Genomic DNA, 25,730 nt, shown 5'->3' on the forward strand with positions numbered 1-25,730 from the left:
CGCCGATCCAAAGTCACACCTATTCCCAACCTGGGAGCTCTTCCTGTTAGGCTGGTGGTCATGAGCGACCTTCTGGAACGGCTGCGCGGACGCGGATGGCGGATGACCGCGCAGCGACGCGTGGTGGCCGAGGTCCTGAACGGCGAGCACGTGCATCTGACGGCCGACGAGGTCCATGCGCGGGCCGTCGCCAAGCTGCCCGAGATCTCCCGGGCGACCGTCTACAACACGCTGGGCGAGCTGGTCTCGCTCGGCGAGGTGCTGGAAGTCTCCACGGACAAACGCGCCAAGCGGTACGACCCGAACGCGCACCGGCCGCACCATCACCTGGTCTGCGCCCGCTGCGGCGCGATCCGTGACGTCCACCCGACCGGCAACCCCCTCGCCGACCTCCCCGACTCCGAGCGCTTCGGCTTCACGGTGTCGGACGTCGAGGTGACGTACCGGGGGTTGTGCCCGAACTGCGCGAGCGCGTAGCTCCTCACGCTTCCGAAGAGCCCCGGCATCCGCCGGGGCTCTTCGCACAGGTGCACACAAACACCGAGGGCCGGAATCCATCTCTGGATTCCGGCCCTCGGCCTTCAGTAGCGGGGACAGGATTTGAACCTGCGACCTCTGGGTTATGAGCCCAGCGAGCTACCGAGCTGCTCCACCCCGCGTCGGTGAACACGACATTACGCGAGCCCGGTGTCGGGATGCAAATCAGTTGGGGGCGAGGTGGCGAGGGTCACGCCGACAGTTCCTCCCGCAAGGCGTCCCGCAACCGCCCCGCCCGCTCGGACACCGCCGCCGGCCCCAGCGCCACCGCCCTGTCGGCCCAGCGCTGCCCCTCCGCCAGCTCGCCGCGACGCGCGTAGACGAGGGCCAGCCGGAGCGCCGCCCGTCCGTGCCCGGCATCCGCTGCCCGGGCCCACCACACCGCGGCCTCCGGCTCGCTCCCCTCGCGGGCGAGCAGCAGCCCCAGATTGAACGCGCCGTTGCGTGACCCGGCCTCGGCCGCCGCCCGGTACCACCGGGCCGCCTCCAGCACGTCACCCCGGGCCGCCGCGAGCATCCCGACCCGCACCTGCGCCCGCCGGTGCCCCTGGGTGGCGGCACGCTCGTACCACTCCTCGCACTCGGTCTTCTCCTGCACGATCTCCCCCAGCTCGTGCGCGGGCTCCGGCGGCCGGCGTGCGTCGAGCAGGGCGGCCAGCCGGTACGCGCCCTCCGCGCTGCCGGCGCCCGCCGCGCAGCGCAGATGCCGTTCGGCCTGCGACTCGTCGCCGTCGCGCAGCCGGGCGATCCCGACCTGCAGCGCGGCCTCGGCGTGCCCGGCGGCAGCCGCCCGCTCGTACCAGCGCAGCGCCATCTCCTCCGCGCCGCGTCCGGCGTACAGGATGCCGAGGTTGAACGCGGCGTCCACGCTGCCGGCCTCGGCGGCCTTGGAGAACCACGGCTCGGCCCCGGTCGTGTCGCCGCCCTGGAGCAGCAGGATGGCCAGCGCGTTCGCGGCCTCCCGGTGCCCGGCGTAGGCGGCCCGCCGGTACCACTGCTCGGCCTGCGCGGTCCGGCCCTGCTCGGCGCAGAGCAGCCCGAGGTTGTAGGCGCCGTTGTCGTCGCCGGCGTCCAGCGCGGCCCGGTACCAGCGCTCGGCGGTCTGGGTCTCGCCGCGCTCGGCGTGCAGCGCGCCCAGCGCGTTGGCCGCGTTGCCGTCGCCGTCCTGGGCGGCGCGCAGCCACCACACGGCCGCACTCTCGGTGTCGCCGGCGTCGCGCAGCAGGAAGCCGAGCGCGCAGGCGGCCCGCGGCTCGCCGTCCTTGGCGGAGGTCAGGTACCAGCGCCCGGCCTCCTTCAGCTCCCCGCGCCTCTCCAGGATCGCCCCGAGGTGCAGCGCGGCCCGCCGGTGACCGCGCGCGGCGGCCTGCCGGTACCACTGCTCGGCCTCGGGGACAGCGTTGTCAGCGCCGGTCTCGTCCGCGGGTCCCGCCGTACGGTCGAGCGCGCGGGCCAGCCGGTAGGCGGCCTCGCGGTGGCCGCGCTCGGCGGCGGCCCGCATCCAGTGCTCGGCGCCGACGTCCCCGCGGTGCTCCAGCAGGTCGGCGAGCGCGTAGGCGCCGAGGGCATGGCCCTGCTCGGCGGACTGGCGCAGCCAGTACTCGGCGGCGGGCTCGTCCCCGCGCTCGCGGTGGTAGCGGCCGAGGGCGTGCGCGGCGGCGGCGGAACCGGCCACGGCGGCGATCCGCCACCAGCCGGCCGCCTCCTCGGGGTAGCCGCGCTGGTGCAGCAGGACGCCCAGGTTGTTGGCGGCGGCCCGGTCACCGGCCGCGGTGGCGGCCCGCAGATGGGCTTCGGCTCCGTCGAGGTCGCCGCGGCGCAGCCGCATGGCTCCGAGGACGCTCGCCGCCTCCGCGTCGCCGCTCTGCGCGGCCAGCGCGAGGCGTGTCTCCTCGTCGGCGTCCCCCATCTCCACCATGTCGTCGCGGGCCGGCTCCGTACCGAAAGGCTGCACAAATCGCCCTGACTCGAACAGAGTTGCCTTGTCCCCCATAACGTCCATCGTCGCACCACCTGCAACCTGGGTACACCCGGTATACCGCAGCCCGTGAGGTCACTTCAGCGTTTTGTCGACATGCCCACAGGGAGACAAGTCAAACACACAGCGCCCAACTCCCCACGGCGGCGCGGCCATCCCCCCTTCCAGCACATGAGTTCGCACACCACGAAGGCCCGGATCCCTGTTGGATCCGGGCCTTCGACTTCAGTAGCGGGGACAGGATTTGAACCTGCGACCTCTGGGTTATGAGCCCAGCGAGCTACCGAGCTGCTCCACCCCGCGCCGTTGCACGTCAACCGTACCACGGCGCGGCGGGGGCCTTGATCAACTCTTGTTCTTCCCGCTCGTCCTGTCGGCCTTGGACTGTGCCTCCTCGGCCCGCTTCAGCGCGTCCCGCAGGTCCTTCTGCGCCTTGGCGTACGCGTCCCAGTCGGGCCCGTCCTTCAGCGCCTGCTGCCCGGCCTCGAAGGCCTTCTGGGCGTCCTGCAGCGCCTGCTTGACCGTCGGACTGCTGGTGCTGGGCGGTTTGGTGGTGCCGGTGTCCGGTGGCGTGGTGGTCGTCGGACTCTTCGTGCCGAAGACCTTGTCGAGCGCCTCGCCGAGCGTGTTCTCGAACGCCGTCCTGCCCTCGTAGGTGACCAACACCTTGCGCAGCAGGGGGTACTTCAGTCCACCGCCGCGTACGTAGACGGGCTCCACGTACAGCAGTCCGCCGTCCAGTGGCACGGTCAGCAGATTGCCGTACTCGATGTCGGAGTCGCCGCCCTTGAGGAGTTTGATCGCGGCGGCGATGTCCTGTTCGGAGTTGAACTTGCTCTGTACCTGTTTGGGTCCGTCGACCGTCGTGCTGGTCGGCAGTTTCAGGATTCTGATCTTGCCGTAGTCGCCGGTGCCGGCCTCGGCGTCGACGGTCATGTAGGCGCTGAGGTTGTCCCGCCCGTTGGGCGTGAACGTCGTCGACAGCGAGAACGCCTGCTGCGTCTGGTCCGGCATCTTCATGCTCAGGTAGTACGGCGGCACCGCGTTGCCCGACTTGTTGGTCGGGTCGTCCGGCACCTGCCACACCTCGCTGCCCGTGAGGAAGGTCTCGGCGTCCGTCACGTGGTAGCGGGTGAGCAGCTCGCGCTGCACCTTGAACAGGTCCTGCGGATAGCGCAGATGGGCCATCAGGTCGTCGGAGATCGCGCTCCTCGGCTCCACCGTGCCGGGGAACGCCTTCATCCAGGTCTTCAGCACCGGGTCCTTGGTGTCCCACTCGTAGAGCTTGACCTCGCCGGTGTACGCGTCGACGGTCGCCTTCACCGAGTTGCGGATGTAGTTGACCTGGTTCTGCTGGGCCACCACCGCGCGCGAGTTGTTCGTCGCGGTCAGCGAGTCGGCCGTGGTGTCACCGAGGGTCGTACGGGACGAGTACGGATAGCCGTTGGTGGTCGTGTACGCGTCGACGATCCACTGGATGCGGTGGCCCACGACCGCCGGGTAGGCGTCGCCGTCGATGGTCAGCCAGGGGGCGACCGCCTCCACGCGCTCCTTGGGCGTGCGGTTGTACAGGATCCGCGAACCCTTGCCGATCGCGCCGGAGTAGAGGATCTGCGGCTCGTTGAACGCCACCGCGTACGCGGCCCGGTTGACGGGGTTGTCGAGGTTGACCCCGCTCTTGCCCCGGTAGCTGGTGGTCTTCTCACCGTCGTTGTCGGAGTAGTCGATCTCCTTCTGGGGACCGCCGACGATCGAGTAGGTGTCGGTCTTCTCGCCGTAGTAGATCCGCTGCTGGTACGTGCCGAGGTCACCCCGGGACGGCAGGTCGTACTCGGTGAAGACGGGCTCGCCGTCGTTCGCCTCGGTGCCCTTGGCGGCGACCACGCCGTAGCCGTGCGTGTAGCGGAAGTGGTCGTTGATCCAGTTGTTCTTCGGGACGCCGTCCAGGTTCAGCTCGCGCAGCCCGATGACCGTGTCCTGGTCCTTGGCGTCCTTGGTGGGGTACCGGTCGACGTCCAGGTTGGTCGGGAAGCCGTAGTAGTTCTTCATCTGCTGGAGCTGCTGGAACGTCGGCGAGACGATGTTCGGGTCCATGATCCGGATGCTCGCCGCGTCGTTCGCGTCGCTGCGCAGCTCGGTCTTGTCCGAGGTCGTCGACTTGCCCGCGTACTCGGTGACCTTGGCGTCGTCGATGCCGTACGCCTCGCGGGTCGCCTTCAGGTTCTTCTGGACGTACGGCGCTTCCTTGGCCTGCTCGTTCGGCTGGACCTGGAACTTCTGCACGATGGCCGGGTACAGGCCGCCGATCAGGATCGCCGACAGGACCATCAGGCCGAAGCCGATGACCGGAAGCTGCCAGGTGCGCCGCCACAGGGTGGCGAAGAACAGCAGCGCGCAGATGACGGCGATGCAGAACAGGATCGTCTTGGCCGGCAGGTAGGCGTTGGCGTCGACGTAGCGCAGGCCCGTCCAGTTGCCGGTCGCCTTGAAGTCGCTGGACTTGACGGCGAGGCCGTACCGGTCGAGCCAGTAGGCGACCGCCTTCAGCGCGACGAAGATGCCGAGCAGCACCGAAAGGTGTCCGGTCGCGGCGGCCGTCGCCCGCGCACCGGGGCTGGTGACGCGCAGCCCGCCGTACAGGTAGTGGGTGAGCGCGGCGGCGATCAGGCACAGGATGGCGGCGGCGAAGCCGAAGCCCAGCAGGAACCGGTACCAGGGCAGGTCGAAGGCGTAGAAGGAGACGTCCAGATGGAACTGCGGGTCCTTCTGGTGGAAGGGCACGCCGTTCACCCACATCAGCCAGGTCCGCCACTGGCTCGACGCCGAGGCGCCCGCGATCAGCCCGACCAGCGAGGTGACCGCGAGCAGCAGCCACTTCTTGTACGGCGCGATGCCCATGCGGTAGCGGTCGAGGCTCTGCTGCTCCATGGACATGGCGCTGAGCGGGGGCCGCAGCCGGTGCGCGAGCCAGATGTTGAACCCCACCGCGAGCGCCATCAGCAGGCCGAAGACGAAGAACAGCCCGATCTTGGTCGACAGGGTGGTGGTGAACACGGACGAGTAGTGCACCGACCGGTACCACAGCCAGTCCGTCCAGAAGCCGGCGAACATGGTGAACGCCATGCCGAGAACGGCAAGGACGCCCAGGGTCACGAGCAGGGCCCGGACCCTCCGGGACGGGCGGCCCGCTCTGATCCGTGGCCCCGTCGGGCCTCCGCCGCGGTCCGGCATCTGGAAAGCCAAGGTGCGCACCTCGAAGTTCGCTGTCGATCCGTCAGACCCTCGGGTTCGCGGGCCCGCCGTGGCCCCCCGTGATCGCGGGCCCACACTTATGCAACTTACTCACGGTTTACTCGGTTCCCGATTCCGGCCGGGAACGAGGCAGGATTGTGACCATGTCCAACACTCCCATGGCAGCGAGCCCGCTCACCCGGGCCGTACTCGAGATCGACGAGTACGTCTCCGGCCTCGGCTGGGACCAGCCCGCTCGCCTCTTCGCCCTCGTAGACACCGCACAGTTGCGGGCTCAGGAACCTTCGCTCGCGGCTCAGCTGGGCCTTGAGGACGAGTCCGAGACCGTCGGCCTCACCCCGATCGAGCAGGACGAGGTCCCGTCCGGCAAGCCGCTGGACGAGTTCCTCGGCACCATCGCATGGCCCGGCGCGGTCGTCGGCTGCGCGCTCACGGTGGAGCGCCTGATGCTGCCGCCGTCCGCCGAGGCCCAGGTCCCCTCCGGCCTGGACGGGGCCAGGCTGGCGAAGTGGGTGGCGCAGCATCCCGAGCGCCAGGAGGTCCGTATGACGGTGGCCGTGCTGCGTGACGGCAGTCGCGAGTCGGCGGTGCGGCTGCGCGAGAAGGACTCCCCGACGGAGGTCCTGACCGGCCCCGACCTGGTGCCGGGCCTGGCGGAGGCGCTGGCGGCGACGTTCGCGGACTGATCCCGTCCGCCGCGGTACGGCGATGGGGGCGCCTCTGCTCGTCAGGGAGCGCCCCCAGCCGTGTCACGGCCCGCTCAGCCCTTGGTGGTGCACTTCGGCAGGGCGGCGGTGTCCCCGCTGCGGATGTCCTTCAGCGCGCCGAGTGCGTCGCCGATGGTCCCGACCTTGACCAGGGTGAGCCCGTCCGGGGTGTCCTTGGCGGCTGCCGCGCAGTTGTCGGCGGGTGTCAGGAAGTACCGGGCGCCCTTGTTGCGCGCGCCGACGGTCTTCATCTCGATGCCGCCGATCGGGCCGACCGTGCCCTTGTCGTCGATGGTGCCGGTGCCCGCGACGAACGTGCCGCCGGTGAGGTCGCCCGGGGTGAGCTTGTCGTAGATGCCGAGCGCGAACATCAGGCCGGCGCTGGGCCCGCCGACGTCGGCGAGCTTGATGTCGATGGTGAACGGGAACGTGTGGTCGGTCCCGGCGGAGATGCCGACGATGGCCCGCTTGGCTCCGCTGTCGTCGGAGGTCGTGGTCCTGATCGTGATGTCCTGCGTCCTGGTCGCCGTCTTGTGGGCCTTCTCGGCGGCGGCCTGGTCCTTGGCGGGGATTACCGTGAAGACGACGTCCTGGCCGGGCTTGTGCTCGGTCACCAGCTTGGAGACGTCGGCGGGCTGCTTGACCGCCGTGCCGTCGACGGCCTTGATCACGTCACCGGCGTGCAGCCGGCCCTCGGCCGGGGAGCCCTTCACGACCGTGGAGACGATCACCCAGGACCGCACCGGGATGCCCAGCTCCTTCAGGGCGGCGACCTTGGCGCTCTCCTGGGACTGGCTGAACTCCTCGGCGTTCTCCTGGGTGGACTGCTCCTCCGTCTTGCCGTCCGGGTAGAGCGTGTCGTGCGGGACGATCTTGCTGTCGTGCGCCAGCCAGCCGTAGACGGCCTCGACGATGTTCATCCGGTAGTCGGCGCTGGTGACCCGGACCGTGGTCATGTTCAGATGGCCGTCCGCCGGGTATGTCTTGCGCCCGGAGATCTGCAGCACCGGTTCGCCGTCGTGCTCCCCGAGCGTGTTCACGGTCGGGCCGGGGGACATCTCCGAGTACGGCACGGGGATGAGCACTCCCGCGCACAGGAGCGCGATCAGCATCAGGGTCGAGGCGAGCATCGTCGCGGTGCGGCGTGGCATGTCTCGACAGTACGGGACGCCACTGTCAGCGCACCGTCAGGGCACCCCCGTCACGCGCCGCGCGCACCCGAGCGGGACTTCTCCATGGCCTCCCGGAAACGGGCGTATCCGTCCAGCTCGGGCCCGTCACCGCGGGCCTTCCGGGTCCGGTTGGCCCAACTGCCCCACAGTCCGCCGCCGATCGCGGCCACCAGCGGGATCAGCAGCCAGACAAGCACCCCCATGCCGACCTCCCGCGCGCCATTGACTGATCAGCAGATTAACCATCCGCACGGACAACGCTCACGCGAGGGTGCCGGTTACGCAACCGGAGGGACACGGTTGGCCGAACGCGCCCCATGGTGCGGTGCGGCCGGCCGGGATCAGCAGGCGCCGACCCATTCGTCGGTGCCGTCGGAGAACTTCTGGTGCTTCCAGATCGGCACCTCGTGCTTGAGGTCGTCGATCAGCTTGCGGCAGGCGTCGAAGGCCTCCGCGCGGTGCGGGCAGGCCACGGCGACGACGACCGCGAGATCACCGACCCGGAGGTCCCCCACCCGGTGCACGGCGGCCAGCGCCCGCACGGGGAAGTCGGCGACGACCTTCTCGGCGATGCGCCGCATCTCGGCCTCGGCACTGGGGTGGCAGGAATACCCGAGCGCGTCCACGTCGGCGCCCTCGTCGTGGTTCCGCACGGTCCCCACGAACAGCGCGATGCCCCCGGCCGCGTCGTCCCCGACGGCCCGGAACACCTCGTCCACGGAGAGCGCGGTCTCCCGGATGCCGATCAGCTTGATGGGATCCTGAGCCGCCTGCTCACCGGGGTGCTCGTTCGTGTCAGCCATACCCCCATCGTGCCGCACGCCCCGGACAACGCGGAATACGAGTTTCACCCGTCACGCGCGCGGGGCGTTTTGGAGTCTTCTACAGAGACACCTCGCCGGCGCGGGCGGGCGCGCAGGGCGCCTCAGACGCGCCGCCTGGCCTTCCGGGCCCGCCGTACGACGGCCGCCGCGCCCAGCAGAGCCACGGTCGCGCCCGCCGCACCGGCCGCCGTCGCGTCCTTCCGCCCCAGCCGCCGCCCGGCCACCGTGTGCCTGCCGGAGACCTCCTCCAGCAGCTCGGCCAGCACGTCCTCGTTGGTCCACTTCGCCCGCCACCCGGCATCGTGTAGCCGGCTCCCGCTGACCACCCAGGGGTACATCGTGTACGCCAGGTCCCCGGCCGGGGACGGAGTGAGCCCGATCCGGTGCAGCCGGGCCGCCGCGCCGAGCGCGACCGCCGACGGCAGCTCCATCCGCCGGATCCCGCTCAGCTCCTCGACCTCCTCCTGCTCCAGCCACCCGTCGCAGCCGACGGCCAGCTCCCCGTCGACCTTCTCCAGCACGGCGTACTCCAGGGCGCTGCACAGGTCCTCGACGTGGCAGAACTGCCACGCGGGCCTCGACCCGGCCACGACAAGCAGCCGTGGCGACTCGAAGTACCTGGTCAGCGCGGTGTCCGTGCCGCCCACGAGTACGGCGGGCCGCACCACGGTGACGTTCAGCCCGGGATGCGCCCGGGGCGCGCGCCGCGCCAGCCTCTCGATCTCCAGCAGGTCCCCGACCCCGGTGGCCTCGGCGGTGGCGCGCAGCTCGGCGTCCTCCGAGAGGGGCAGCTCGTTGTCCGGCAGGGCGCCGTAGACCATCGCGGAGGTGCACAGCACCACCCGGTGCACCCCGGCCGCCGCGGCGGCGGTCAGGACGGTCTGGGTCCCCCGGACGTTGTAAGCGGTGCGCGCCGCGGGGTCGGTCTCCAGATCAAGGTCGAGCGCGAGGTGGACGACCACGTCGACGCCCCGCAGCTTGTCCGCGATCGCGGGGTCGCGGACGTCGAGGATGTGCCACTGCGCGTCGGCGCACTCGCCGCGCCGCTCGTCGAGGGCGACGACCTGTTTGATCTCCTCGGACGCGGCCAGCCGCTCGGTGAGCAGGGCACCGACCCCGGTGGCGGCGCCGGTCACCGCGACGACGGGCCCGCGCGCGGCGGGAGAGGTTGAGGGGTTTCGCGCTGCGCGAACCTGCGGATCTGGGGAACTCACCGGGCGTCTCCAGCGGTTGTCTTCAGTACGGGCGCGAGTGACGCGTACGTACCAGGTGCATCCATCCTGCCGCAGGCCCTCCGCGGGCGAAGCACCGAGGCCCGATCGGGTCGGGGTGTCTACGCTGGGTGGTGTTGTCGGGCAGCCGCGCCGCCGGAGCGAAACCGGTGGCCTTACCAGCCGAGGAATCCTGTGAGTAACACCCCATTCGGTTTCGGCCTTCCGCCGGAGGAGCCGGAGGACGGCGACGAGGGCAAGAAGAAGGACCAGCAGAGCGGTGGTGGGCAGGGACCGGCCAATCCGTTCGGTTTCGGCGGCCTGCCCGGAGCCGGCGGCTTTGGCGGCCCCGGCGCCGACAACCCGCTCGCGGCCATGTTCGGTTCCCTGAACCCCACCGACCTGGGCGCGGCGTTCCAGCAGCTGGGCCAGATGCTCTCGTACGAGGGCGGTCCGGTGAACTGGGACATGGCCAAGCAGATCGCCCGCCAGACGGTCGCCCAGGGCACCCCGGACGGCACCAAGGACGCCAGCGTCGGCCCGGCCGAGCGCAAGGCGGTGGAGGACGCCGTCCGCCTGGCCGACCTGTGGCTGGACGACGTGACGTCCCTGCCGTCGGGCTCCGGTACGGCGGTGGCCTGGTCGCGCGCGGAGTGGGTCGAGGCGACCCTGCCCGCCTGGCAGGAGCTGGTCGACCCGGTCGCCGAGCGGGTCGGCGCGGCCATGGGCGACGTGCTGCCGGAGGAGATGCAGGCCATGGCGGGCCCGCTGATCGGCATGATGCGTTCGATGGGCGGCGCCATGTTCGGCACGCAGATCGGGCAGGCCGTGGGCGTGCTCGCGGGCGAGGTCGTCGGCTCCACCGACATCGGCCTGCCGCTGGGCCCGGCCGGCAGGGCCGCGCTGCTCCCGGCCAACGTGGAGGCGTTCGGCAAGGACCTGAGCGTGCCCCAGGACGAGGTGCGGCTCTACCTGGCGCTGCGCGAGGCCGCCCACCAGCGCCTGTTCGCGCACGTGCCGTGGCTGCGCTCGCACCTGTTCGGCGCGGTCGACGGCTACGCGCGCGGGATCAAGGTCGACACGGCCAAGCTGGAGGACGTGGTCGGCCAGTTCGACCCGCAGAACCCGGAGCAGCTGCAGGACGCGCTCCAGCAGGGCATGTTCCAGCCGGAGGACACGCCCGAGCAGAAGGCCGCGCTGGCCCGTCTGGAGACCGCTCTGGCGCTCGTGGAGGGCTGGGTGGACGCGGTGGTCCACGCCGCCGCGAAGCCGCGCCTGGCGTCCGCGGACGCGCTGCGCGAGACGCTGCGCCGCCGGCGTGCGACCGGTGGCCCGGCGGAGCAGACGTTCGCCACGCTGATCGGCCTGGAGCTGCGCCCGCGCCGGCTGCGCGACGCCTCCCGTCTGTGGGCCTCGCTCACGGACGCGCGCGGGGTCGACGGCCGGGACGGCCTGTGGGCCCACCCGGACATGCTGCCGACCGCGACCGACCTGGACGATCCGGACGGTTTCGTCCACCGCGAGCACATGGACTTCTCCGAGCTGGACAAGATGCTCGGCGAGGCGGCGGACGGCAAGCCGGATCTGCGCAAGAAGGACGACGAGGCCGAGGGCGACGGCACCGAGTGAGCCTGTACGACGACGCGGTCCTCGTCCTGAAGGGGTACGAGGGCCAGGCGGAACTGCGCCAGGCCTACCTGGACCATCTGGCGGCCCACCCGGACGGCATGTGGAAGGCCTGCCCCGCGGGCCATCTCACGGCCAGTGCCCTGGTGATCGACCCGGAGCACGGCCGGGTCCTGCTCACGCTGCACCGGAAGCTGCGGATGTGGCTCCAGATGGGCGGCCACTGCGAGCCGGGCGACCCCACGCTTCAGGCGGCGGCCCTGCGCGAGGCGACCGAGGAGTCCGGGATCTCCGGGCTGACGCTGCTGCCCGGCGGCCCGGTGCGGCTGGACCGGCATCCGCTCCCGGCGCCGTGCCACTGGCACCTCGACGTCCAGTACGCGGTCCTGGCCCCGCCCGGGGCGGTGCAGGAGATCAGCGACGAGTCGCTCGACCTGCGCTGGTACGCGTACGACGAGGTGGCGGGCGTGGCCGACGAGTCGGTCGTTCGCCTGCTGGACGCGACCCGCGCCAGGCTCTGACCGGGTAAGGGGTGACCGCACAGGCGGTCACCCCTTACCTCTTGTGGTGCTTCTTGTGGCTCAGCTCCAGACGTTGCCCTGGTTCTGGCCGCGCGCGCCCTGCTGGCCCATGCCGAACTGGGCGGCGATGCCCTGGCCGATCGCCGCGTTCTGCGGCGGCAGCAGCTCGCTGGGCTGCACGAGGGCGAACCCGGAGCCCATGAAGCTCAGCTCCCAGCCCTCCCCGGTGTTGCCGCGCCGGCGCCACACGCCGGAGGAGTGCGTCTGGGCCTGCATCTGCACGCGCAGCCCGGTGGACCAGGCGACGATCGCGTCGGCGTCGCAGTTGACGTACTTGTCGGGCGTGACCTGCATCAGCAGGGGCGCGCCCGAGGTCATCAGGGCGACCTTGCCGCGCCCGGTGATGTTGAGCTGGTACTTCCCGGAGCCGGAGATGCCGTAGAGGCTGTCGACGGCGATGACCTCGTGGTGCAGCGAGGAGTCCATGGCGAGGACGTAGGAGCTGTCGACGGTCAGCCCGTCTTGCTCGACGTCCATGACGTGGACGTGCTGGCCGAGGTTGGCGAGGTAGACGGTGCCCTGGCCGTGGCAGCGCATCAGGTCCAGGCCCTCGCCGGTGCGCGCACGCGCGCGTGCCTGGTTGTTGCTGCGGTACTCGGCGTCGAACTCGACCAGGCCCTGGTAGGCGACCATGGTGCCCTTGCGGGCGAGGATGTCGTCGTGGCCCTCCAGGGTGACGCGGAGCATCTGCTTGTTCTGCAGGCTCCAGCGCTCCTGGGTCTGGAGGTCGTTGTGCGCGAAAAGCGGGCTCTGCATGGTGTTCTGGCTCCCCCTCAGCCCCGGATCCGGAGGCGGTCGGTGCTGTCCTCGCTGGGCTGGACGACGACGATGCCCTGTCCGGAGAAGGCCATCTGGTAGGCCTCGCCGCTGCCCCGGCCGATCAGGGACTGCGCCTTGAAGCTGCGCTTGCCCTTCACCTTCAGGTTCGGCGACCAGGCGACGAGCGCGTCCGGGTCGACGTACGTCTCGTCCTCACCGCCGCCGCAGTCGACGACGATCGGCTTGCCCCGGGAGGTCAGCGCGACCCAGCCCTGCCCGGAGATCTTCGTGTTCCACAGGCCCTGCCCGGCGAACTTGGCGAGTCCCTTGACGCGCTCCACCCCCCAGGTGAGGTGGGCGTCGAAGGCGAGCAGGTTGGTGGCGTTGACGGAGATGCCGTCGCCGTTGAGGTTGATCACGACGACGTCGGCGCCGTAGTCGGCGAGGTAGAGCAGGCCGTCGCCGGTGCACTTCATCAGCGGCGCGCCCTCGCCGGTCATCCAGTCGCGGGCGATCTGGCGGACGGCCGGCGGGTTGGGCTCGTACTGGATGAAGCCTTCGTAGGCGACCATCGAGCCCACGCGCGCGAGGAGGTCGTTTCCGGTCTGCATGGCGACCTTCAGCATGTGGCTGCCGTGGTTCTCCATGCGGGCGGTGACGGGTGCGGGGGCGTAGCCCGCGAGCGGCTGGTTCATGACGGGCTCCCTCTAGACCTCGTACGGCTGGACGACGATGAAGTTCCCGGGCGCGCCCCGGAACTGGAGGTTGACGCTCTCGCCGGTGTCGCCCGGGTAGGCGTTGCGGCGCATGCGGACCTGGCTGGACACGATCACCTGGGAGGCGGCCGACCAGGCGACGACGGCGTTGCAGTCGGCGAAGGTGGTCGGCGTGACCGGCAGCACGACGGGTGTGCCGTGCGTCTTGACGACGATCGTTCCGGTGCCCTGGAACTGCATGGTGAACAGCGCGCCGCCCGGGATGCCGTGGCCCTCGATGCGGCGGACCTCGTACTGGAGGCTCTCGTCGAACGCGAGGACGTTCTCCGCGGACACGCAGATCGCGTCGCCCTGCAGCTCGACGGGGTGCAGATGGGTGGAGTTCTCGGCGAGGAAGACCTGGCCCTGGCCGGTGCAGCGCATCAGCTGCATCTCCTGGCCGGTGGCGTTGCCGACGATCCGCCCGGCGAAACCGGCGCCCTTGTAGCTGAAGTCGACCTTGCCCTGGTAGAGCACCATGCTGCCCTGCCGGGCCAGCACCGGCTGGCCGCCGATGCCGAGGTCGACGCGGATCAGCTTCTTGTTCTGCTGCGTCCAGCGCTGCCCCGTCGGCGTCTCCTTGAAGGCCTGGAGCGCGGCCGTCACCCCGGCACCGCCCTGGGGAGCGCCCTGCGGCACTCCGTAGGAGGCGGGCTGCTGGCCGTAGCCCGGAGGCATGGGCGGGGTCGGCTGGCCGCCGTAGGGTGCCGGCTGCTGGCCGTAGCCCGGAGGCATCGGCGCGCCGGGCTGGCCGCCGTACGACGGCTGCTGGGGCGGCTGGCCGTAGGGCGCGGGTGCGGGCGCCGGGGGCGTGGCCGGCGGCGGGACGGTGCCACCGGCGGGCGGGGTCATGGGGGCGACGATCGTCGGCGCGACGTGCACGTTCGGCGCGGGGGCCGGGGGCGGGGTGTGGCCGGGCGGCGGGGCGAAGCCCTGCTGTGCCGGGGCGGGTTGCGGCGCCGGGGCGGGAGCGGGCGCGGGTGCCGGGGCGGGTTCGGAGGCGGCCGGGACGCCGAACGCGGGCGGGGCGAAGCCGGGGGCCGCGCCGGGCTGCGGCTGCGGCTGCTGCGGGGCGGCGGGCGCCTCCTCCAGCACCTCGCCGCCGAAGTTCTTCAGCAGCGCCTCAAGACCGCCGTCGAAGCCCTGCCCGACCGCGGCGAACCGCCACCCGTCCTTGAAGTAGAAGTCGCCGAGCATCACGGCCCGCTCGGTGGAGAACTCCGAGCCGTCGAAGGCGTACCGCGCGACCTCCTCGCCGCCCGCCACGATGCGCAGATAGCCGGGGGCGATCTGCGACATCTGGCCGGCGCCGTCGACGGTCGCCGTGAACGACAGCTTGCGGATCTGGGAGGGGATCCGGTCCAGGGTCACCCGGAACGACTCCGTGTCGCCCGCCTGGGCACCCAGCAGCTGGATGGACTCCTCCGGGGACTTCGGCTGGTTGAAGAAGACGAAGTACCGGTCGTCCGAGAGACGCTCGTCGGCGTCCAGACCGAAGCAGCTGATGTCGAAGGTCAGTCCGGGGGCGGAGATCTGCACGCCTACGTACAGATCCGTGCCCGCCGTGAGGTCACTGATCCTGGCCTTGTGGCCGCGTTGGAATTCCCTGGCCATGCGTTACGACCGTCCCCCATCCCGAATGTGAGTGCGTCGCGCCAGGCTAACGGCAAAGACCGACAACGGCCCCGACGGGTCGTGGTCGGTACAGACCCGGTACACAACCGCACCCGGCCGCTCACACGGCGCCCGGGCTCGGGGGAACTCGGGCACGCAAGAAGGGTGTCAGGCGTCCCGTTCGCCGCGTGCGCCCGGCACATGCGGCAGCCGTTCGGCGGCGACCACCCCTTCGAGGTAGCCACGGGCCCGCTCGGTGCGCGGATACGCATCCAGAAGCCGCCAGAAGTCGGCGCCGTGGCCGGGGACCAGCAGATGCGCCAGCTCGTGGCAGAGCACGTAGTCGATGACGTACTCCGGCATGCCCTGCAACCGGTGCGAGAGCCGGATGCTGCCTTCGGCCGGGGTGCACGAACCCCAGCGGGTGTTCTGGTTGGTGACCCAGCGCACGGAGGCGGGCCGGGCGCGGCCGTCGAAGTACTGGGCCGACAGCCGCTCGGCACGCTCGGCCAGCTCGGCGTCGCCCAGCACCCGCTTGCTCTCCTGGGCAGCGAGTTTGTCGAGCATGACGGTCACCCAGCGCTGCTCCTCCGCCTTCGACATCCGGGCGGGGATCAGTACGACGGTGCGATCGCCCTCGCGGTACGCGGAGACCGTCCGGCGGCGCCGGGCACTCCTGCGGACCTCGATCGCGCTCGCCCCCGAGCCGCCGGGCGGCTGGCTCGTCGTGCTGCGCTGTGGCTTTCCGGCGCGGTGCAGTGGGTCGGCGGGCACGCCCCGACGTTACCCGGTGGGCACGGGCAAAGTCCCGGCTCCGGGACGGTTCACCGCCGATCCCCCACCATGTGTTTGATTCGTACGACCGATCCACCGGCCCGACTTGCACCGATCCTCCCGACCGCGTCGCGTTTGACATGCTCCCGATTTGTACGACGAATCGCGCCACCTGTGGACAACCCTCGGCACCCGGCGCACGGGCCGGGCATCCTGGGCAGGCGCCGGCGGACCGAAACAGGATCCACCGCCGGACGCATCGAGCGTTTCAGGCATTTCATGCATTTCGGATGTTTCTGACGTCCCAGCGGACGTCTCGACGAATACGGGGGTCGGTCATGCATTACGGGGGTCAGTCATGCATCCGGTGGTGAAGCCCGCGCTGCGGCGCGGCTGGCGCGACCGCAACACCGTGCAGTTCGGGATGACCCCGGCGCACGCCTTGACGCTGGGCCCGGTGGACACGGCGTCGGGCAGCTTCCTGGAGCTGCTCGACGGCACCCGGGGGCTGCCGCTGCTGCGCGAGGAGGGCCGGCGGATGGATGTGCCGCCCCGCCGTGTCGACGCGCTGGTGGAGCGGCTGGCCCGCGCGGGCCTCGTCGACGACGCGCGCGGCGGCGGACCGGCCGCGGACGCGCTGCGGGAGAAGACGGACGTCCTGGAGCGGCTGCGCCCCGACCTCGCCTCGCTGTCCCTCGTCAGCCCCGAGCCGGGCAGCGCGCTGGCCCGGCTCGCGGCCCGGCGCGCGCTGCGGGTGCGGGTGCGGGGAGCGGGCCGGGTCGGCGCCCTGCTGGCGTCGGTGCTGTCGGGCGCCGGCGTCGGCGAGGTCGACGTCCGCGACGTGGGCCGCGTGGAGCCGTGGGACGTCGCGCCGGGCGGACTGCCGGCCGAGTCGCTCGGCGACCGCCGGGACGCGGCGGCGCGAGCCGCCGTCCGCCGCGCGGCACCGGACCGCCCGCCGCGCCACGACCACGCCCCGGGACCCGGCACCGAGGACCCCGGCCTCTCCCTGGTGATCCTCGCGCCCCGGGACGACGTCGCCGTACACGCCCCGGACCCGTTCACCGCCGAACCGCTCATGGCCTCCGGCACGCCTCATCTGTATGCCGGTGTCGTGGAGGGCACGGGCGTCGTCGGCCCGCTCGTACTGCCCGGCGAGTCCGGCTGCGCCGGCTGCCTGGACCGGGACCGCGCGGCACGGGACCCGGTCTGGCCCCGGCTGGTCACCCAGTGGCGCTCCGGCCGGGCCCGCCGGATCGGGGCCTGCGACCTGGCACTGGCCACGGCGGTGGCCGGTCTCGCCGCGGCCCACGCCCTGGCCTTCCTCGACGGAGCATCTCCGTCCAGTACCGGAGCCCGCTGGGAGGCGTCCCTGCCCGGTCTGAACTGGCGCTCCCGACCGGTCCGGCCGCATCCGGACTGCGACTGCGGGGCGGCGGAGAGAGGTAAACGGGGACACTCCTCAACCAGCGGGGAGACGCGCGAGACAATGGCGGTGCAACGGCCGTCGACGGAGCGACGACGCGAAACAGGCGCGGCACGGCCGACTGGGACCTGGAGGGCGCATGTCTGATCTTCCCCGGAAGGCGGTCACCCGTACCGCCAAGCTCGCCGCGCTCCCGCTCGGCTTCGCCGGCCGGGCCACCTGGGGGCTGGGCAAGCGGATCGTGGGCGAGTCCGCGGAGATCGTCGGCCGCGAGCTGCAACAGCGCACGGCGGAGCAGCTGTTCAAGGTGCTCGGCGAGCTGAAGGGCGGCGCGATGAAGTTCGGGCAGGCCATGTCCGTCTTCGAGTCGGCGCTGCCGGAGGAGATCGCCGGCCCCTACCGCGCGGCGCTGACCAAGCTCCAGGACGCGGCCCCGCCGATGCCGACCCGCACGGTGCACGCGGTGCTCCAGGAGCGGCTGGGGCCGGACTGGCACGAGCTGTTCGAGGAATTCGAGGACAAGCCGGCCGCCGCGGCCTCCATCGGCCAGGTGCACCGGGCGGTGTGGCACGACGGCCGTGAGGTGGCGGTCAAGGTGCAGTACCCGGGCGCCGGCGAGGCGCTCCTCTCCGACCTCGGCCAACTGAGCCGCTTCGCCCGGCTGTTGGGGCCGCTCATCCCGGGCATGGACATCAAGCCGCTGATCGCCGAGCTACGCGACCGCGTCTCCGAGGAGCTGGACTACGGCCTTGAGGCCCAGGCCCAGACCGCGCACGCGGAGGAGTTCGCGGACGACCCGGACGTGGTCGTCCCGGCGGTGGTGCACCAGTGCGAGCAGGTGCTGGTGACCGAGTGGATCGACGGCATCCCACTGTCCGAGGTCATCGCGGACGGCACGCAGGAGCAGCGCGACCGGGCCGGCCAGCTCCTGGCCCGCTTCCTCTTCTCGGGCCCGGCCCGCACCGGCCTGCTGCACGCCGACCCGCACCCGGGGAACTTCCGCCTGCTGCCCGGCGGTCCGGCCGGCGAGGACGACTGGCGCCTCGGAGTCCTGGACTTCGGCACGGTCGACCGGCTCCCCGCCGGCCTGCCCACCCCGATCGGCGTCTCCCTGCGGATGACGCTGGACGGCGAGGCCGAGACGGTCTACGAGCTGCTCTGCGAGGAGGGGTTCGTGAAGGAGACCATCGAACTGGATCCGGACGCGGTCCTCGACTACCTGCTGCCGATCATCGAGCCGGCCCGGGTGGAGGCGTTCACCTTCACCCGCTCCTGGATGCGCAGCCAGGCCGCCCGCATCGGCGACCCCCGCTCCCCCGCCTACCAGCTCGGCAAGCGGCTCAACCTGCCGCCGGCCTACCTGCTGATACACCGGGTGACCCTGAGCACGATCGGGGTCCTGTGCCAACTCGGCGCCACGGTGCGACTCCGGGAAGAGCTGGAGGAGTGGCTGCCGGGCTTCGTGGCCGACCTGACCGACCTGGAGGACCTGGACGGTCTGGCCGAGGACGACGCCGATGAGGAGGAGCCTGCGGCGGGGGCTTGATTTCGGGTGCTCCTCTCCTTCGTCCTGCTTTCGCTCCGCCGGGCGGCTGCTCACCACCAGGCCGAGTCGAGTCGTCCCTCGATCGCCCGGAGATTCTCCCGGGAGCAGGCGTCGCAGATGTACTGCCGGATGCCGTTCTCCACGGAGCAGGTCCATGTGGCCGGCGGGGGGTCGTCGGCGGGGGTGCCGCAGTGGGCGCACACGAGGCGGCCGTGCTCCGCGGTGGAGCCGCCCTGATCACTTCCTCCGGGAAGACTCGTCACCCCGCGACGATAACTCCGTGAGCGGTGGATCGGCGTGCGCAACGCACCGCGGGGGCCGGTCCGTTCGGTCGGACCGGCCCCCGCGGGGAGGCTTTGCCTCCCTGGTCCGGGAGGCCACCGCTTCAGGTGTGCGGGTTACTGCATGACGGCCATGGCGAGCGCGCGGCGGGCGCGCAGCGAGGCGCGCTCGGCCCGGCGCTGCATGCGCTGGGCGACCGCCAGGCGCATGGCCCGGCGTTCGCGCACGGCGTCATGGAGTCGTTCGTGCATATGCGCACGAGCCAGGGCTTCTTGCATGAGTTGCATCTCTCGGTTCCTGTTCTGGCGCGCTTCGGTGGCGCCGGAGGTGGTGAAGTCTGTGGTCGCGGAGCCGGCGGGCTCGCTGGTGGACGGCTTCATCGGGGCCTGCTTCTTGGGGTCGTGCGTGAGGGGGCGATCGATCGTTCCTGCGGTGTTCATGCCGTGACCGGGTTCTTCCGCGGGCGACCACGGGGCCGCTTCCGGGCGACGACGACACCCTGGACGAACAGCTCGCCACCCCAGACGCCCCAGGGCTCACGCCGCTCCTTGGCGCCGGCGAGGCAGGCCTCGATCAGCGGGCAGGTGCGGCAGAGGGACTTGGCGTACTCCACGTCCGCGGGCGACTCGGCGAAGAAGACCTCCGGGTCGTAGGAGCGGCAGGGGACGGGTACGCCGAGGTTCTCGATGGCGTCGTCGAGCGCGGTGAGCGCGGTGAGGGGGGTCAAGGTGGAGTCCTCCGTGAGGCCGGGCGGGGGGATCGTTTGCGAAGGCGGTACGGACGGGGCGTGCGCTTCGAGTTGCACGGTTTGGTCTTCCTCGTCTGGTCGTTCCGGCCGGTTGACCGGGTGTCGGCTTGGTACCGGGTTCTTTTTTTGTCCCGAGGCCCCCTCGCTCCGTCGTCCCCGTTCGGGGAAAACAGAAGGGCCGCGGATCCCGGGTGGGGTTCCGCGGCCCTGAAGGCGCCGGCCTGATCGGCTGTCAGGCTGGATCACTCCAGGGTTCTGGCCCACGGAAGGCCCACATCAGGTGGTGCTGCGTCGTCTGCTTCCGGAATCCGGCACCGGCCGCCGCAAAGGCATAGGCATGTGCCTGTGCCGCTACTGCTTCCAGTGCCTTGGTCGGTCGCTCATTGCGCTCACGGACGGGAAGATCCACGAGGGCAGGGGAGGACGCCGGGCGCACGGCACGGATGCCGGACAGACCGGTGCCCTGGTACGAGGCGCCGAGCATGCACGTGGAGACGGTCGAGCGATCGGTCAGTTTGGCCGTGCTGGTGGTGCTGATGTTGATGCTGATCACTGGACTCGCCTCCTCTCGGCGTCTGGGGGACTGGGGTGAGCCAGTCCGTTCGGATATGCAAGTACAACACGGAACCGGCGCCTTGGAGAAGGCCGCTGCTTCCGTGCCTAGAACCTATGGGGATTGCTGGGGCATGCGCAAACTATTTTTTCGACGAGTTTGCATCAGTCGTTCCCGTCGCCTCCGTCAGGCTCCTGACCTGCACAGATGGCCAGAACATCGGCTCCGTAGCTGCGCAGCTTGCGACTGAGGACGCCGGGGATGCGGGCGAGTTCGGCGGAGCTGTCCGGGCAGGCTTCGGCGATGGCCATCAGTGTCCGGTCGGTGAAGACACAGAAGTCCGGCTGGCCGCTGCGCTCGGCCTGGACCGCCCGCCACTCCCGGAGTCGCTCGTAGAGCCCTTCGTCCATGTCCGAGGGGCAGTCCTCGCAGCGCATCAGCTTCATCTCGCCCGCGTCGGTGAGGGTGCGGCCGCAGACCCGGCAGCGGGCGGGGGTGCGTGGGGTGCGCCGGGGGGCGGCGGTGGCGCTCGCGACGGTTCCGCGCTCGACGCCGCCGCCCGCGCCGGCGCCGGTGTGGCCGACGGTGGGGGTGGTGCCGGGGCGCAGTCCGTCGAGGAAGCGGCTCGGTCTGCGGTTGGGACGTCCGCCGGGTGAGCGGGACAGGGCCCAGGAGACGTGGAGGCGTTCCCGGGCGCGGGTGACGCCGACGTAGAGGAGGCGGCGTTCTTCCTCGATCTGTTCGTCGGTGCGGGCGTAGGTGATGGGCAGCATGCCTTCGGCGATGCCGACCAGGAAGACGACGTCCCATTCCAGGCCCTTGGCGGCGTGCAGGGAGGCGAGGGTGACGCCCTGGACGGTCGGGGCGTGCTGGGCGTTCGCTCGTTCGTCCAGTTCCGCCACGAAGTCGGCGAGGGTGGCCCGGGGTCTGGCGGTGGCGAGGTCGTGGGCGAGGTTGACCAGGGCGGCCAGGGATTCCCAGCGCTCGCGGACGGCGCCGGAGCCGGCCGGGGGTTCGCTGGTCCAGCCCTCGCCGGAGAGGACGGCGCGCACCTGGGAGGGCAGGTCCACGGCGTCGTCCAGGAGGGAGTCGTTGCCGCCGAAGCGGGCGGCGCCGCGCAGGGCGATGCCGGCCTTGCGGACCTCGGGCCGGTCGAAGAAGCGCTCGGCGCCGCGCAGCTGGTAGGGGACGCCGGCGTCGGCGAGGGCCTGCTCGTAGGTCTCGGACTGGGAGTTGGTGCGGAACAGCACGGCGATCTCGGCGGCCGGGACGCCGGCGTCGATGAGGTCGCGGATGCGGCGGGCGGCGCCCTCGGCCTCGGCGGGCTCGTCGGTGTACTCGGTGTAGACGGGTTCGGGCCCTGCGGTGCGCTGGGAGACGAGTTCCAGCCGGTGGTCGGCGGCGCGGCCTCGGGCTTGGGCGAGGAGGCCGTTGGCGAGGCGGACGACCTGGGGGGTCGAGCGGTAGTCGCGGACCAGTTTGACGACCGTGGCGCCGGGGTGCCGGCCGCGGAAGTCGAGAAGGTGGTCGGGCGTTGCTCCCGTGAACGAGTAGATGGTCTGGCTGGCGTCGCCGACGACGCACAGGTTGTCGCGGTCGCCCAGCCACAGGTCGAGGAGCCGCTGCTGGAGGGGGCTGACGTCCTGGTATTCGTCGACGACGAAGTGCTGGTACTGGGCGCGGACCTGGTCGGCGATGTCGTGGCGGTCCTGGAGGATGGCGACGGTGAGCAGCAGGACGTCCTCGAAGTCGATGACCGCTCGGTCGCGCTTGAGGTCCTCGTAGGCCGCGTAGAGGTGGGCGATCTCGGCCGGGTCGCGGGGGGTCTCGCGGCCGGCCTTCGCGGCCGCGTACGGGTAGTCGGCGGGGACTGTCTGGGTGACCTTGGACCATTCGATCTCGGCGGTGACGTCCCGCAGCTCGTTCCGGTCGAGCCGGGTGCCCTGGGCGGCGGCCGCGTCGGCGACGAGTTGGATCTTGCGGTCGACGAGCCGGGGCAGGGAGCCACCGATCGCTTTCGGCCAGAAGTACTGGAGCTGTCGCAGGGCTGCCGAGTGGAAGGTGCGGGCCTGGACGCCTTGGGCGCCGAGCTGGCGCAGCCGGCCGCGCATCTCTCCGGCGGCGCGGTTGGTGAAGGTGACGGCGAGCACGCTGGACGGCTGGAGGATGCCTGCGCGCACCCCGTAGGCGATGCGGTGGGTGATCGCCCGGGTTTTGCCCGTGCCCGCTCCGGCCAGGACGCACACCGGGCCGTGCAGGGCGGTGGCCACCGCGCGCTGCTCGGGGTCGAGCCCTTCGAGCACCGCGTCGGCAGAGTCCGGTACCTGCGGGAAGAGGGTGGAGTGCGTTGCTGCTGTCACACCGCCATGCTGCCAGGTCGTTCGGGACGGCTGTGGCGGTTGTCCACAGGCAGAGGCCTTTAGTAGCACTAATGCGACTTAATGCGACACGTGTCACAGCTAGTGAGGCATACCCCAGGCGGGAATGGTGGGACGGTCGCCTACGTTCTCTCCCTGGACGATTTTTTCCGAGCTGCCTGAGGAGCGCGAGAGACATGCAGGGCACTGTGACGATGTACAGCACGACCTGGTGCGGCTACTGCCGGCGGCTGAAGACTCAGCTGGACCGGGAGGGCATCGCCTACACCGAGATCAACATCGAGCAGGACCCCGAGTCCGCCGCTTTCGTGGAGAAGGCGAACGGCGGGAACCAGACGGTGCCGACCGTGCTCTTCGCGGACGGCAGCACGCTGACGAACCCGTCGCTGGCTCAGGTGAAGCAGAAGATCGCCGCGTGACGTTCCGCCGGTTCCCGCGGTGACCGGACCACAGGGCGGCCCCGATCCTCAGGGGCCGCCCTGTCGTGTCCTGTCAGATGAGGCCGCGTGTCGGCAGGGGCTTGCCGTACCACAGCTCGATCAGGCGGGCCGCGATGGAGATGCCGTAGGGCGGCAGCACCTCGCCGGACTCGAAGGCCGCGTGCAGTTCCTCGCGGGAGAACCAGCGGGCCTCGTGGATCTCGTCCCCGTCGACGTCGATCTCGGTGGACGTGGCGCGGGCCATGAAGCCGAGCATCAGGCTGGACGGGAACGGCCAGGGCTGGCTGGCGACGTACTCGACCGGACCGACGGTGACGCCCACCTCTTCGGACACCTCGCGGCGCACGGCCTGCTCGATGGACTCGCCGGGCTCGACGAATCCGGCGAGCGTGGAGAAGCGGCCCTCGGGCCAGTGGACCTGGCGGCCGAGCAGGATGCGGTCGTCCTCGTCGGTGACCGCCATGATCACGGCCGGGTCGGTGCGCGGGTAGTGCTCGGCGCCGCAGGCCTGGCAGCGGCGGATGTGGCCGGCCGCGGCGATGACCGTGCGCTCGCCGCAGCGGGAGCAGAATCGGTGGGTGCGCTGCCAGTTCTCCAGGCCGACCGCGTGCACCATGAGCCCGGCGTCGCGCGGCGACAGCAGCAGGCCGGCCTCCCGCAGCCCCGCCGGGCGGGCGGACTGGTCGATGCGGCCGGGCAGCGCGTCCTTCTGGAGCGCGAAGTAGCTGACGCCGTCCTCGTCGATGCCGAGGAAGTAGCGGTGTGCCTCGGTGAGCGGGGCCTCGAAGGAGGGGGTCATGACGAGTTCGGTCCGGCCGTCCGGGGTCTCGTCGATGAGCACCTGGCCGCCGGAGACCACGAAGCAGCGGGTCGTGGGGTGGCTCCACGCCGCCGCGAGCCAGGCCTCGTCCAGCCGGTGGTGGGCGGCGCGGTCGATGCCGCTCGGGGTGGTCAGCGAAATGGGTCGGTCGGCTGAGTGGTCGGTCCAGGTGGTCACGGGTGCTTCCAACTCCCCCAGTGCGGCGGTTCTTTCGGCGGTCGGTTCGGCGGGACGTAGGGCGCGAGGGCACCGGGTAGGGCGCGGGCGGGGCGGGCGGGGCGGTCCTCCCAGTGTGCCCCGCGCGCGGTGCCCTTCCGTACGGCGCCGGTCGGTCAGGGCGCGGGACGCCAGCTCTGGGCCAGGTCGCCCCACAGGTAGGCGCTGGTCTCGACGCCCTTGAGGAGGAGGTCCAGCTCGACCTTCTCATCGGGCGCGTGCCAGCCGTCGGAGGGAACGGAGATGCCCAGGAAGAGCACGGGGGCGCCGAGGACTTCCTGGAGGTCGGCGGCGGGCCCGGAGCCGCCCTCGCGGGTGAAGCGGACCGGAGCCTGGAAGGCGCGGCCCATGGCGCGGACCACGGACTGCAGCGCGGGGTGGCCGAGCGGCGTCAGGCACGGGCGCGTGGCCGAGCCGAAGTCGATCTCGTACCGGATCCCGGCGGGGACCTGCTCGGCGGCCCAGGCGCGGACGGCCTTCTCGATGTGGTCGGGGTCCTGGCCGGCGACCAGGCGGAAGGACAGCTTCACCATGGCCGTGGACGGGATGATCGTCTTGCTGCCGGGGCCCTGGTAACCGCCGCCGATGCCGTTGACCTCGGCGGTGGGGCGGGCCCAGATGCGCTCCAGCGTCGAGTAGGCGGCCTCTCCGTGGAGGGCGTACGACTTGGCGGTGCGCAGCCAGCGCTCCTCGTCGAAGGGCAGCTCGGCGAACAGCTCCCGCTCGCGGTCGGTCAGCTCGACGATGCCGTCGTAGAAGCCGGGGATCGCCACGCGCGCGTGGTCGTCGTGCAGGGCGGCGACCAGGCGGGCGGCGGCGGTGGCGGGGTTGGGCACGGCACCGCCGAAGGAGCCGGAGTGGATGTCCTGGTCGGGGCCGTACAGCCGGATCTCGCACTCGGCGAGACCCCGCATGCCCGTGCACACGGTCGGGGTGTCCTCGGCCCACATGCCGGTGTCGGAGACGATCACGGCGTCGGCGGCGAGCCGTCCGGCCCGCTCCTCGACCAGGGCCCGGAAGTGCGGGGAGCCGGACTCCTCCTCGCCCTCGATCAGCAGCTTGAGGTTGACGGCCGGCGCGGTACGGCCGGTGGCGGCGAGGTGGGCGCGGACGCCGAGTGTGTGGAAGAACACCTGGCCCTTGTCGTCGGCCGCCCCGCGCGCGTAGAGGCGGTTTCCGCGGACGACGGGCTCGAAGGGGTCGCTGTCCCAGCCGTCCTCGCGGGCGGCGGGCTGTACGTCGTGGTGGCCGTAGACCAGGACCGTGGGGGCCTCCGGGTCACCCGAAAGCCATTCGGCGAATACGGCGGGGGCTCCCGGGGTCTCCCAGACCTCGGCGGTCGGGAAGCCGGTCTCCTTGAGCTTGGCGGCGAGCCAGTCGGCGCTGCGCCGTACGTCGGGCGCGTGGTCGGGCTGGGCCGACACGGAGGGGATGCGCAGCCATGCGACGAGGTCGTCGAGGAAGGCGGCGCGGTGCTGCTCGATGTACGTGCGGACGGCGCTGTCCGGGGTCTGGCTCATGCTCCCGAGCC

General features: G+C 71.4%; 24 protein-coding genes and 2 tRNA genes. 7 read left to right on the forward strand and 19 right to left on the reverse strand.

Annotated features, from left to right (window positions below; all coding sequences use genetic code 11):
- The first annotated feature begins 60 nt into the window (after positions 1-60).
- The gene (locus ABZ937_RS33810; protein ID WP_361697510.1) at positions 61-477 is read left to right on the forward strand and encodes a Fur family transcriptional regulator; all 417 of its coding nucleotides are present in this window, start codon (positions 61-63) and stop codon (positions 475-477) included.
- 108 nt (positions 478-585) lie between these two features.
- Here the strand turns inward: ABZ937_RS33810 and ABZ937_RS33815 are convergent.
- The 4 genes from ABZ937_RS33815 to ABZ937_RS33830 form a co-directional block, all read right to left on the reverse strand.
- A tRNA-Met gene (locus ABZ937_RS33815) sits at positions 586-659 on the reverse strand.
- A 68-nt stretch (positions 660-727) separates the two neighbouring features.
- On the reverse strand, positions 728-2,539 hold the full coding sequence (locus ABZ937_RS33820; RefSeq protein WP_361697512.1) for a sel1 repeat family protein: 1,812 nt from the start codon (positions 2,537-2,539) through the stop codon (positions 728-730).
- Positions 2,540-2,744: 205 nt separating this feature from the next.
- Positions 2,745-2,818, reverse strand: a tRNA-Met gene (locus ABZ937_RS33825).
- Between the two features lie 42 nt (positions 2,819-2,860).
- Positions 2,861-5,746 carry a UPF0182 family protein gene (locus ABZ937_RS33830; RefSeq protein ID WP_361697615.1) on the reverse strand — a complete coding sequence of 962 codons (2,886 nt, stop codon included), beginning with the start codon at positions 5,744-5,746 and terminating at the stop codon, positions 2,861-2,863.
- Between the two features lie 164 nt (positions 5,747-5,910).
- Between ABZ937_RS33830 and ABZ937_RS33835 the strand changes: the two genes are divergently transcribed.
- On the forward strand, positions 5,911-6,453 hold the full coding sequence (locus ABZ937_RS33835; protein WP_361697514.1) for a PPA1309 family protein: 543 nt from the start codon (positions 5,911-5,913) through the stop codon (positions 6,451-6,453).
- Positions 6,454-6,527: 74 nt separating this feature from the next.
- Here the strand turns inward: ABZ937_RS33835 and ABZ937_RS33840 are convergent, their stop codons facing one another.
- From ABZ937_RS33840 to ABZ937_RS33855, 4 genes are all read right to left on the reverse strand, one after another.
- Positions 6,528-7,625, reverse strand: a complete 1,098-nt coding sequence (locus ABZ937_RS33840) for a PDZ domain-containing protein (RefSeq protein ID WP_361697516.1) — start codon at positions 7,623-7,625, stop codon at positions 6,528-6,530.
- Positions 7,626-7,675: 50 nt separating this feature from the next.
- On the reverse strand, positions 7,676-7,849 hold the full coding sequence (locus tag ABZ937_RS33845; RefSeq protein ID WP_361697518.1) for a hypothetical protein: 174 nt from the start codon (positions 7,847-7,849) through the stop codon (positions 7,676-7,678).
- Between the two features lie 138 nt (positions 7,850-7,987).
- Positions 7,988-8,449: a molybdenum cofactor biosynthesis protein MoaE gene (locus ABZ937_RS33850; protein ID WP_361697520.1), complete on the reverse strand. Its 462-nt coding sequence runs from the start codon at positions 8,447-8,449 to the stop codon at positions 7,988-7,990.
- 122 nt (positions 8,450-8,571) lie between these two features.
- Positions 8,572-9,684: an SDR family oxidoreductase gene (locus ABZ937_RS33855; RefSeq protein WP_361697522.1), complete on the reverse strand. Its 1,113-nt coding sequence runs from the start codon at positions 9,682-9,684 to the stop codon at positions 8,572-8,574.
- Between the two features lie 192 nt (positions 9,685-9,876).
- Here ABZ937_RS33855 and ABZ937_RS33860 point away from each other — a divergent pair, with 192 nt between their 5' ends.
- Together ABZ937_RS33860 and ABZ937_RS33865 are read left to right on the forward strand one after the other, a co-directional pair.
- Positions 9,877-11,310 (forward strand): zinc-dependent metalloprotease, encoded by a 1,434-nt coding sequence (locus ABZ937_RS33860; protein ID WP_361697524.1) that lies wholly within the window; start codon positions 9,877-9,879, stop codon positions 11,308-11,310.
- Positions 11,307-11,828: an NUDIX hydrolase gene (locus ABZ937_RS33865; RefSeq protein WP_361697526.1), complete on the forward strand. Its 522-nt coding sequence runs from the start codon at positions 11,307-11,309 to the stop codon at positions 11,826-11,828. Before ABZ937_RS33860 ends, ABZ937_RS33865 begins: the two co-directional genes overlap by 4 nt.
- Before the next feature lie 60 nt (positions 11,829-11,888).
- Here ABZ937_RS33865 and ABZ937_RS33870 read toward each other — a convergent pair whose 3' ends face one another.
- The 4 genes from ABZ937_RS33870 to ABZ937_RS33885 form a co-directional block, all read right to left on the reverse strand.
- Positions 11,889-12,644: an AIM24 family protein gene (locus tag ABZ937_RS33870; protein WP_361697528.1), complete on the reverse strand. Its 756-nt coding sequence runs from the start codon at positions 12,642-12,644 to the stop codon at positions 11,889-11,891.
- A 17-nt stretch (positions 12,645-12,661) separates the two neighbouring features.
- Positions 12,662-13,342: an AIM24 family protein gene (locus tag ABZ937_RS33875; protein WP_361697530.1), complete on the reverse strand. Its 681-nt coding sequence runs from the start codon at positions 13,340-13,342 to the stop codon at positions 12,662-12,664.
- Between the two features lie 12 nt (positions 13,343-13,354).
- Complete coding sequence (locus tag ABZ937_RS33880) at positions 13,355-15,016, reverse strand: TerD family protein (protein ID WP_361697532.1); 1,662 nt, start codon at positions 15,014-15,016, stop codon at positions 13,355-13,357.
- Positions 15,017-15,184: 168 nt separating this feature from the next.
- Positions 15,185-15,790: a M48 family metallopeptidase gene (locus ABZ937_RS33885; protein ID WP_361697534.1), complete on the reverse strand. Its 606-nt coding sequence runs from the start codon at positions 15,788-15,790 to the stop codon at positions 15,185-15,187.
- A gap of 358 nt (positions 15,791-16,148) precedes the next feature.
- Here ABZ937_RS33885 and ABZ937_RS33890 point away from each other — a divergent pair, with 358 nt between their 5' ends.
- On the forward strand, positions 16,149-17,363 hold the full coding sequence (locus tag ABZ937_RS33890; RefSeq protein ID WP_361697536.1) for a TOMM precursor leader peptide-binding protein: 1,215 nt from the start codon (positions 16,149-16,151) through the stop codon (positions 17,361-17,363).
- A complete protein-coding gene (locus tag ABZ937_RS33895; RefSeq protein ID WP_361697538.1) occupies positions 17,356-18,762 on the forward strand; it encodes an AarF/ABC1/UbiB kinase family protein in 1,407 nt (468 codons plus the stop codon). Before ABZ937_RS33890 ends, ABZ937_RS33895 begins: the two co-directional genes overlap by 8 nt.
- Before the next feature lie 50 nt (positions 18,763-18,812).
- Here ABZ937_RS33895 and ABZ937_RS33900 read toward each other — a convergent pair whose 3' ends face one another.
- From ABZ937_RS33900 to ABZ937_RS33920, 5 genes are all read right to left on the reverse strand, one after another.
- Positions 18,813-19,025, reverse strand: a complete 213-nt coding sequence (locus ABZ937_RS33900; RefSeq protein ID WP_361697540.1) for a hypothetical protein — start codon at positions 19,023-19,025, stop codon at positions 18,813-18,815.
- Positions 19,026-19,160: 135 nt separating this feature from the next.
- A complete protein-coding gene (locus tag ABZ937_RS33905; RefSeq protein ID WP_361697542.1) occupies positions 19,161-19,484 on the reverse strand; it encodes a hypothetical protein in 324 nt (107 codons plus the stop codon).
- Positions 19,481-19,849: a WhiB family transcriptional regulator gene (locus ABZ937_RS33910; protein WP_023546912.1), complete on the reverse strand. Its 369-nt coding sequence runs from the start codon at positions 19,847-19,849 to the stop codon at positions 19,481-19,483. The genes ABZ937_RS33905 and ABZ937_RS33910 overlap by 4 nt, the downstream gene beginning before the upstream one ends.
- Before the next feature lie 175 nt (positions 19,850-20,024).
- On the reverse strand, positions 20,025-20,345 hold the full coding sequence (locus ABZ937_RS33915; protein WP_361697544.1) for a hypothetical protein: 321 nt from the start codon (positions 20,343-20,345) through the stop codon (positions 20,025-20,027).
- A 164-nt stretch (positions 20,346-20,509) separates the two neighbouring features.
- Positions 20,510-22,705, reverse strand: coding sequence for an ATP-dependent DNA helicase UvrD2 (locus ABZ937_RS33920; RefSeq protein ID WP_361697546.1), 2,196 nt, complete (start codon positions 22,703-22,705; stop codon positions 20,510-20,512).
- A gap of 194 nt (positions 22,706-22,899) precedes the next feature.
- Between ABZ937_RS33920 and ABZ937_RS33925 the strand changes: the two genes are divergently transcribed.
- On the forward strand, positions 22,900-23,142 hold the full coding sequence (locus tag ABZ937_RS33925; protein ID WP_361697548.1) for a mycoredoxin: 243 nt from the start codon (positions 22,900-22,902) through the stop codon (positions 23,140-23,142).
- Positions 23,143-23,215: 73 nt separating this feature from the next.
- On the opposite strand, the gene nudC is transcribed toward ABZ937_RS33925, so the two are convergent.
- Positions 23,216-24,160 (reverse strand): NAD(+) diphosphatase, encoded by a 945-nt coding sequence (gene nudC / locus ABZ937_RS33930; RefSeq protein WP_361697550.1) that lies wholly within the window; start codon positions 24,158-24,160, stop codon positions 23,216-23,218.
- A gap of 155 nt (positions 24,161-24,315) precedes the next feature.
- On the reverse strand, positions 24,316-25,719 hold the full coding sequence (locus ABZ937_RS33935) for a dipeptidase (RefSeq protein WP_361697551.1): 1,404 nt from the start codon (positions 25,717-25,719) through the stop codon (positions 24,316-24,318).
- Positions 25,720-25,730: the final 11 nt, after the last annotated feature.

Origin of the sequence: Streptomyces sp. NPDC046727, assembly GCF_040645635.1 — a bacterium.
Classification (GTDB): domain Bacteria; phylum Actinomycetota; class Actinomycetes; order Streptomycetales; family Streptomycetaceae; genus Streptomyces.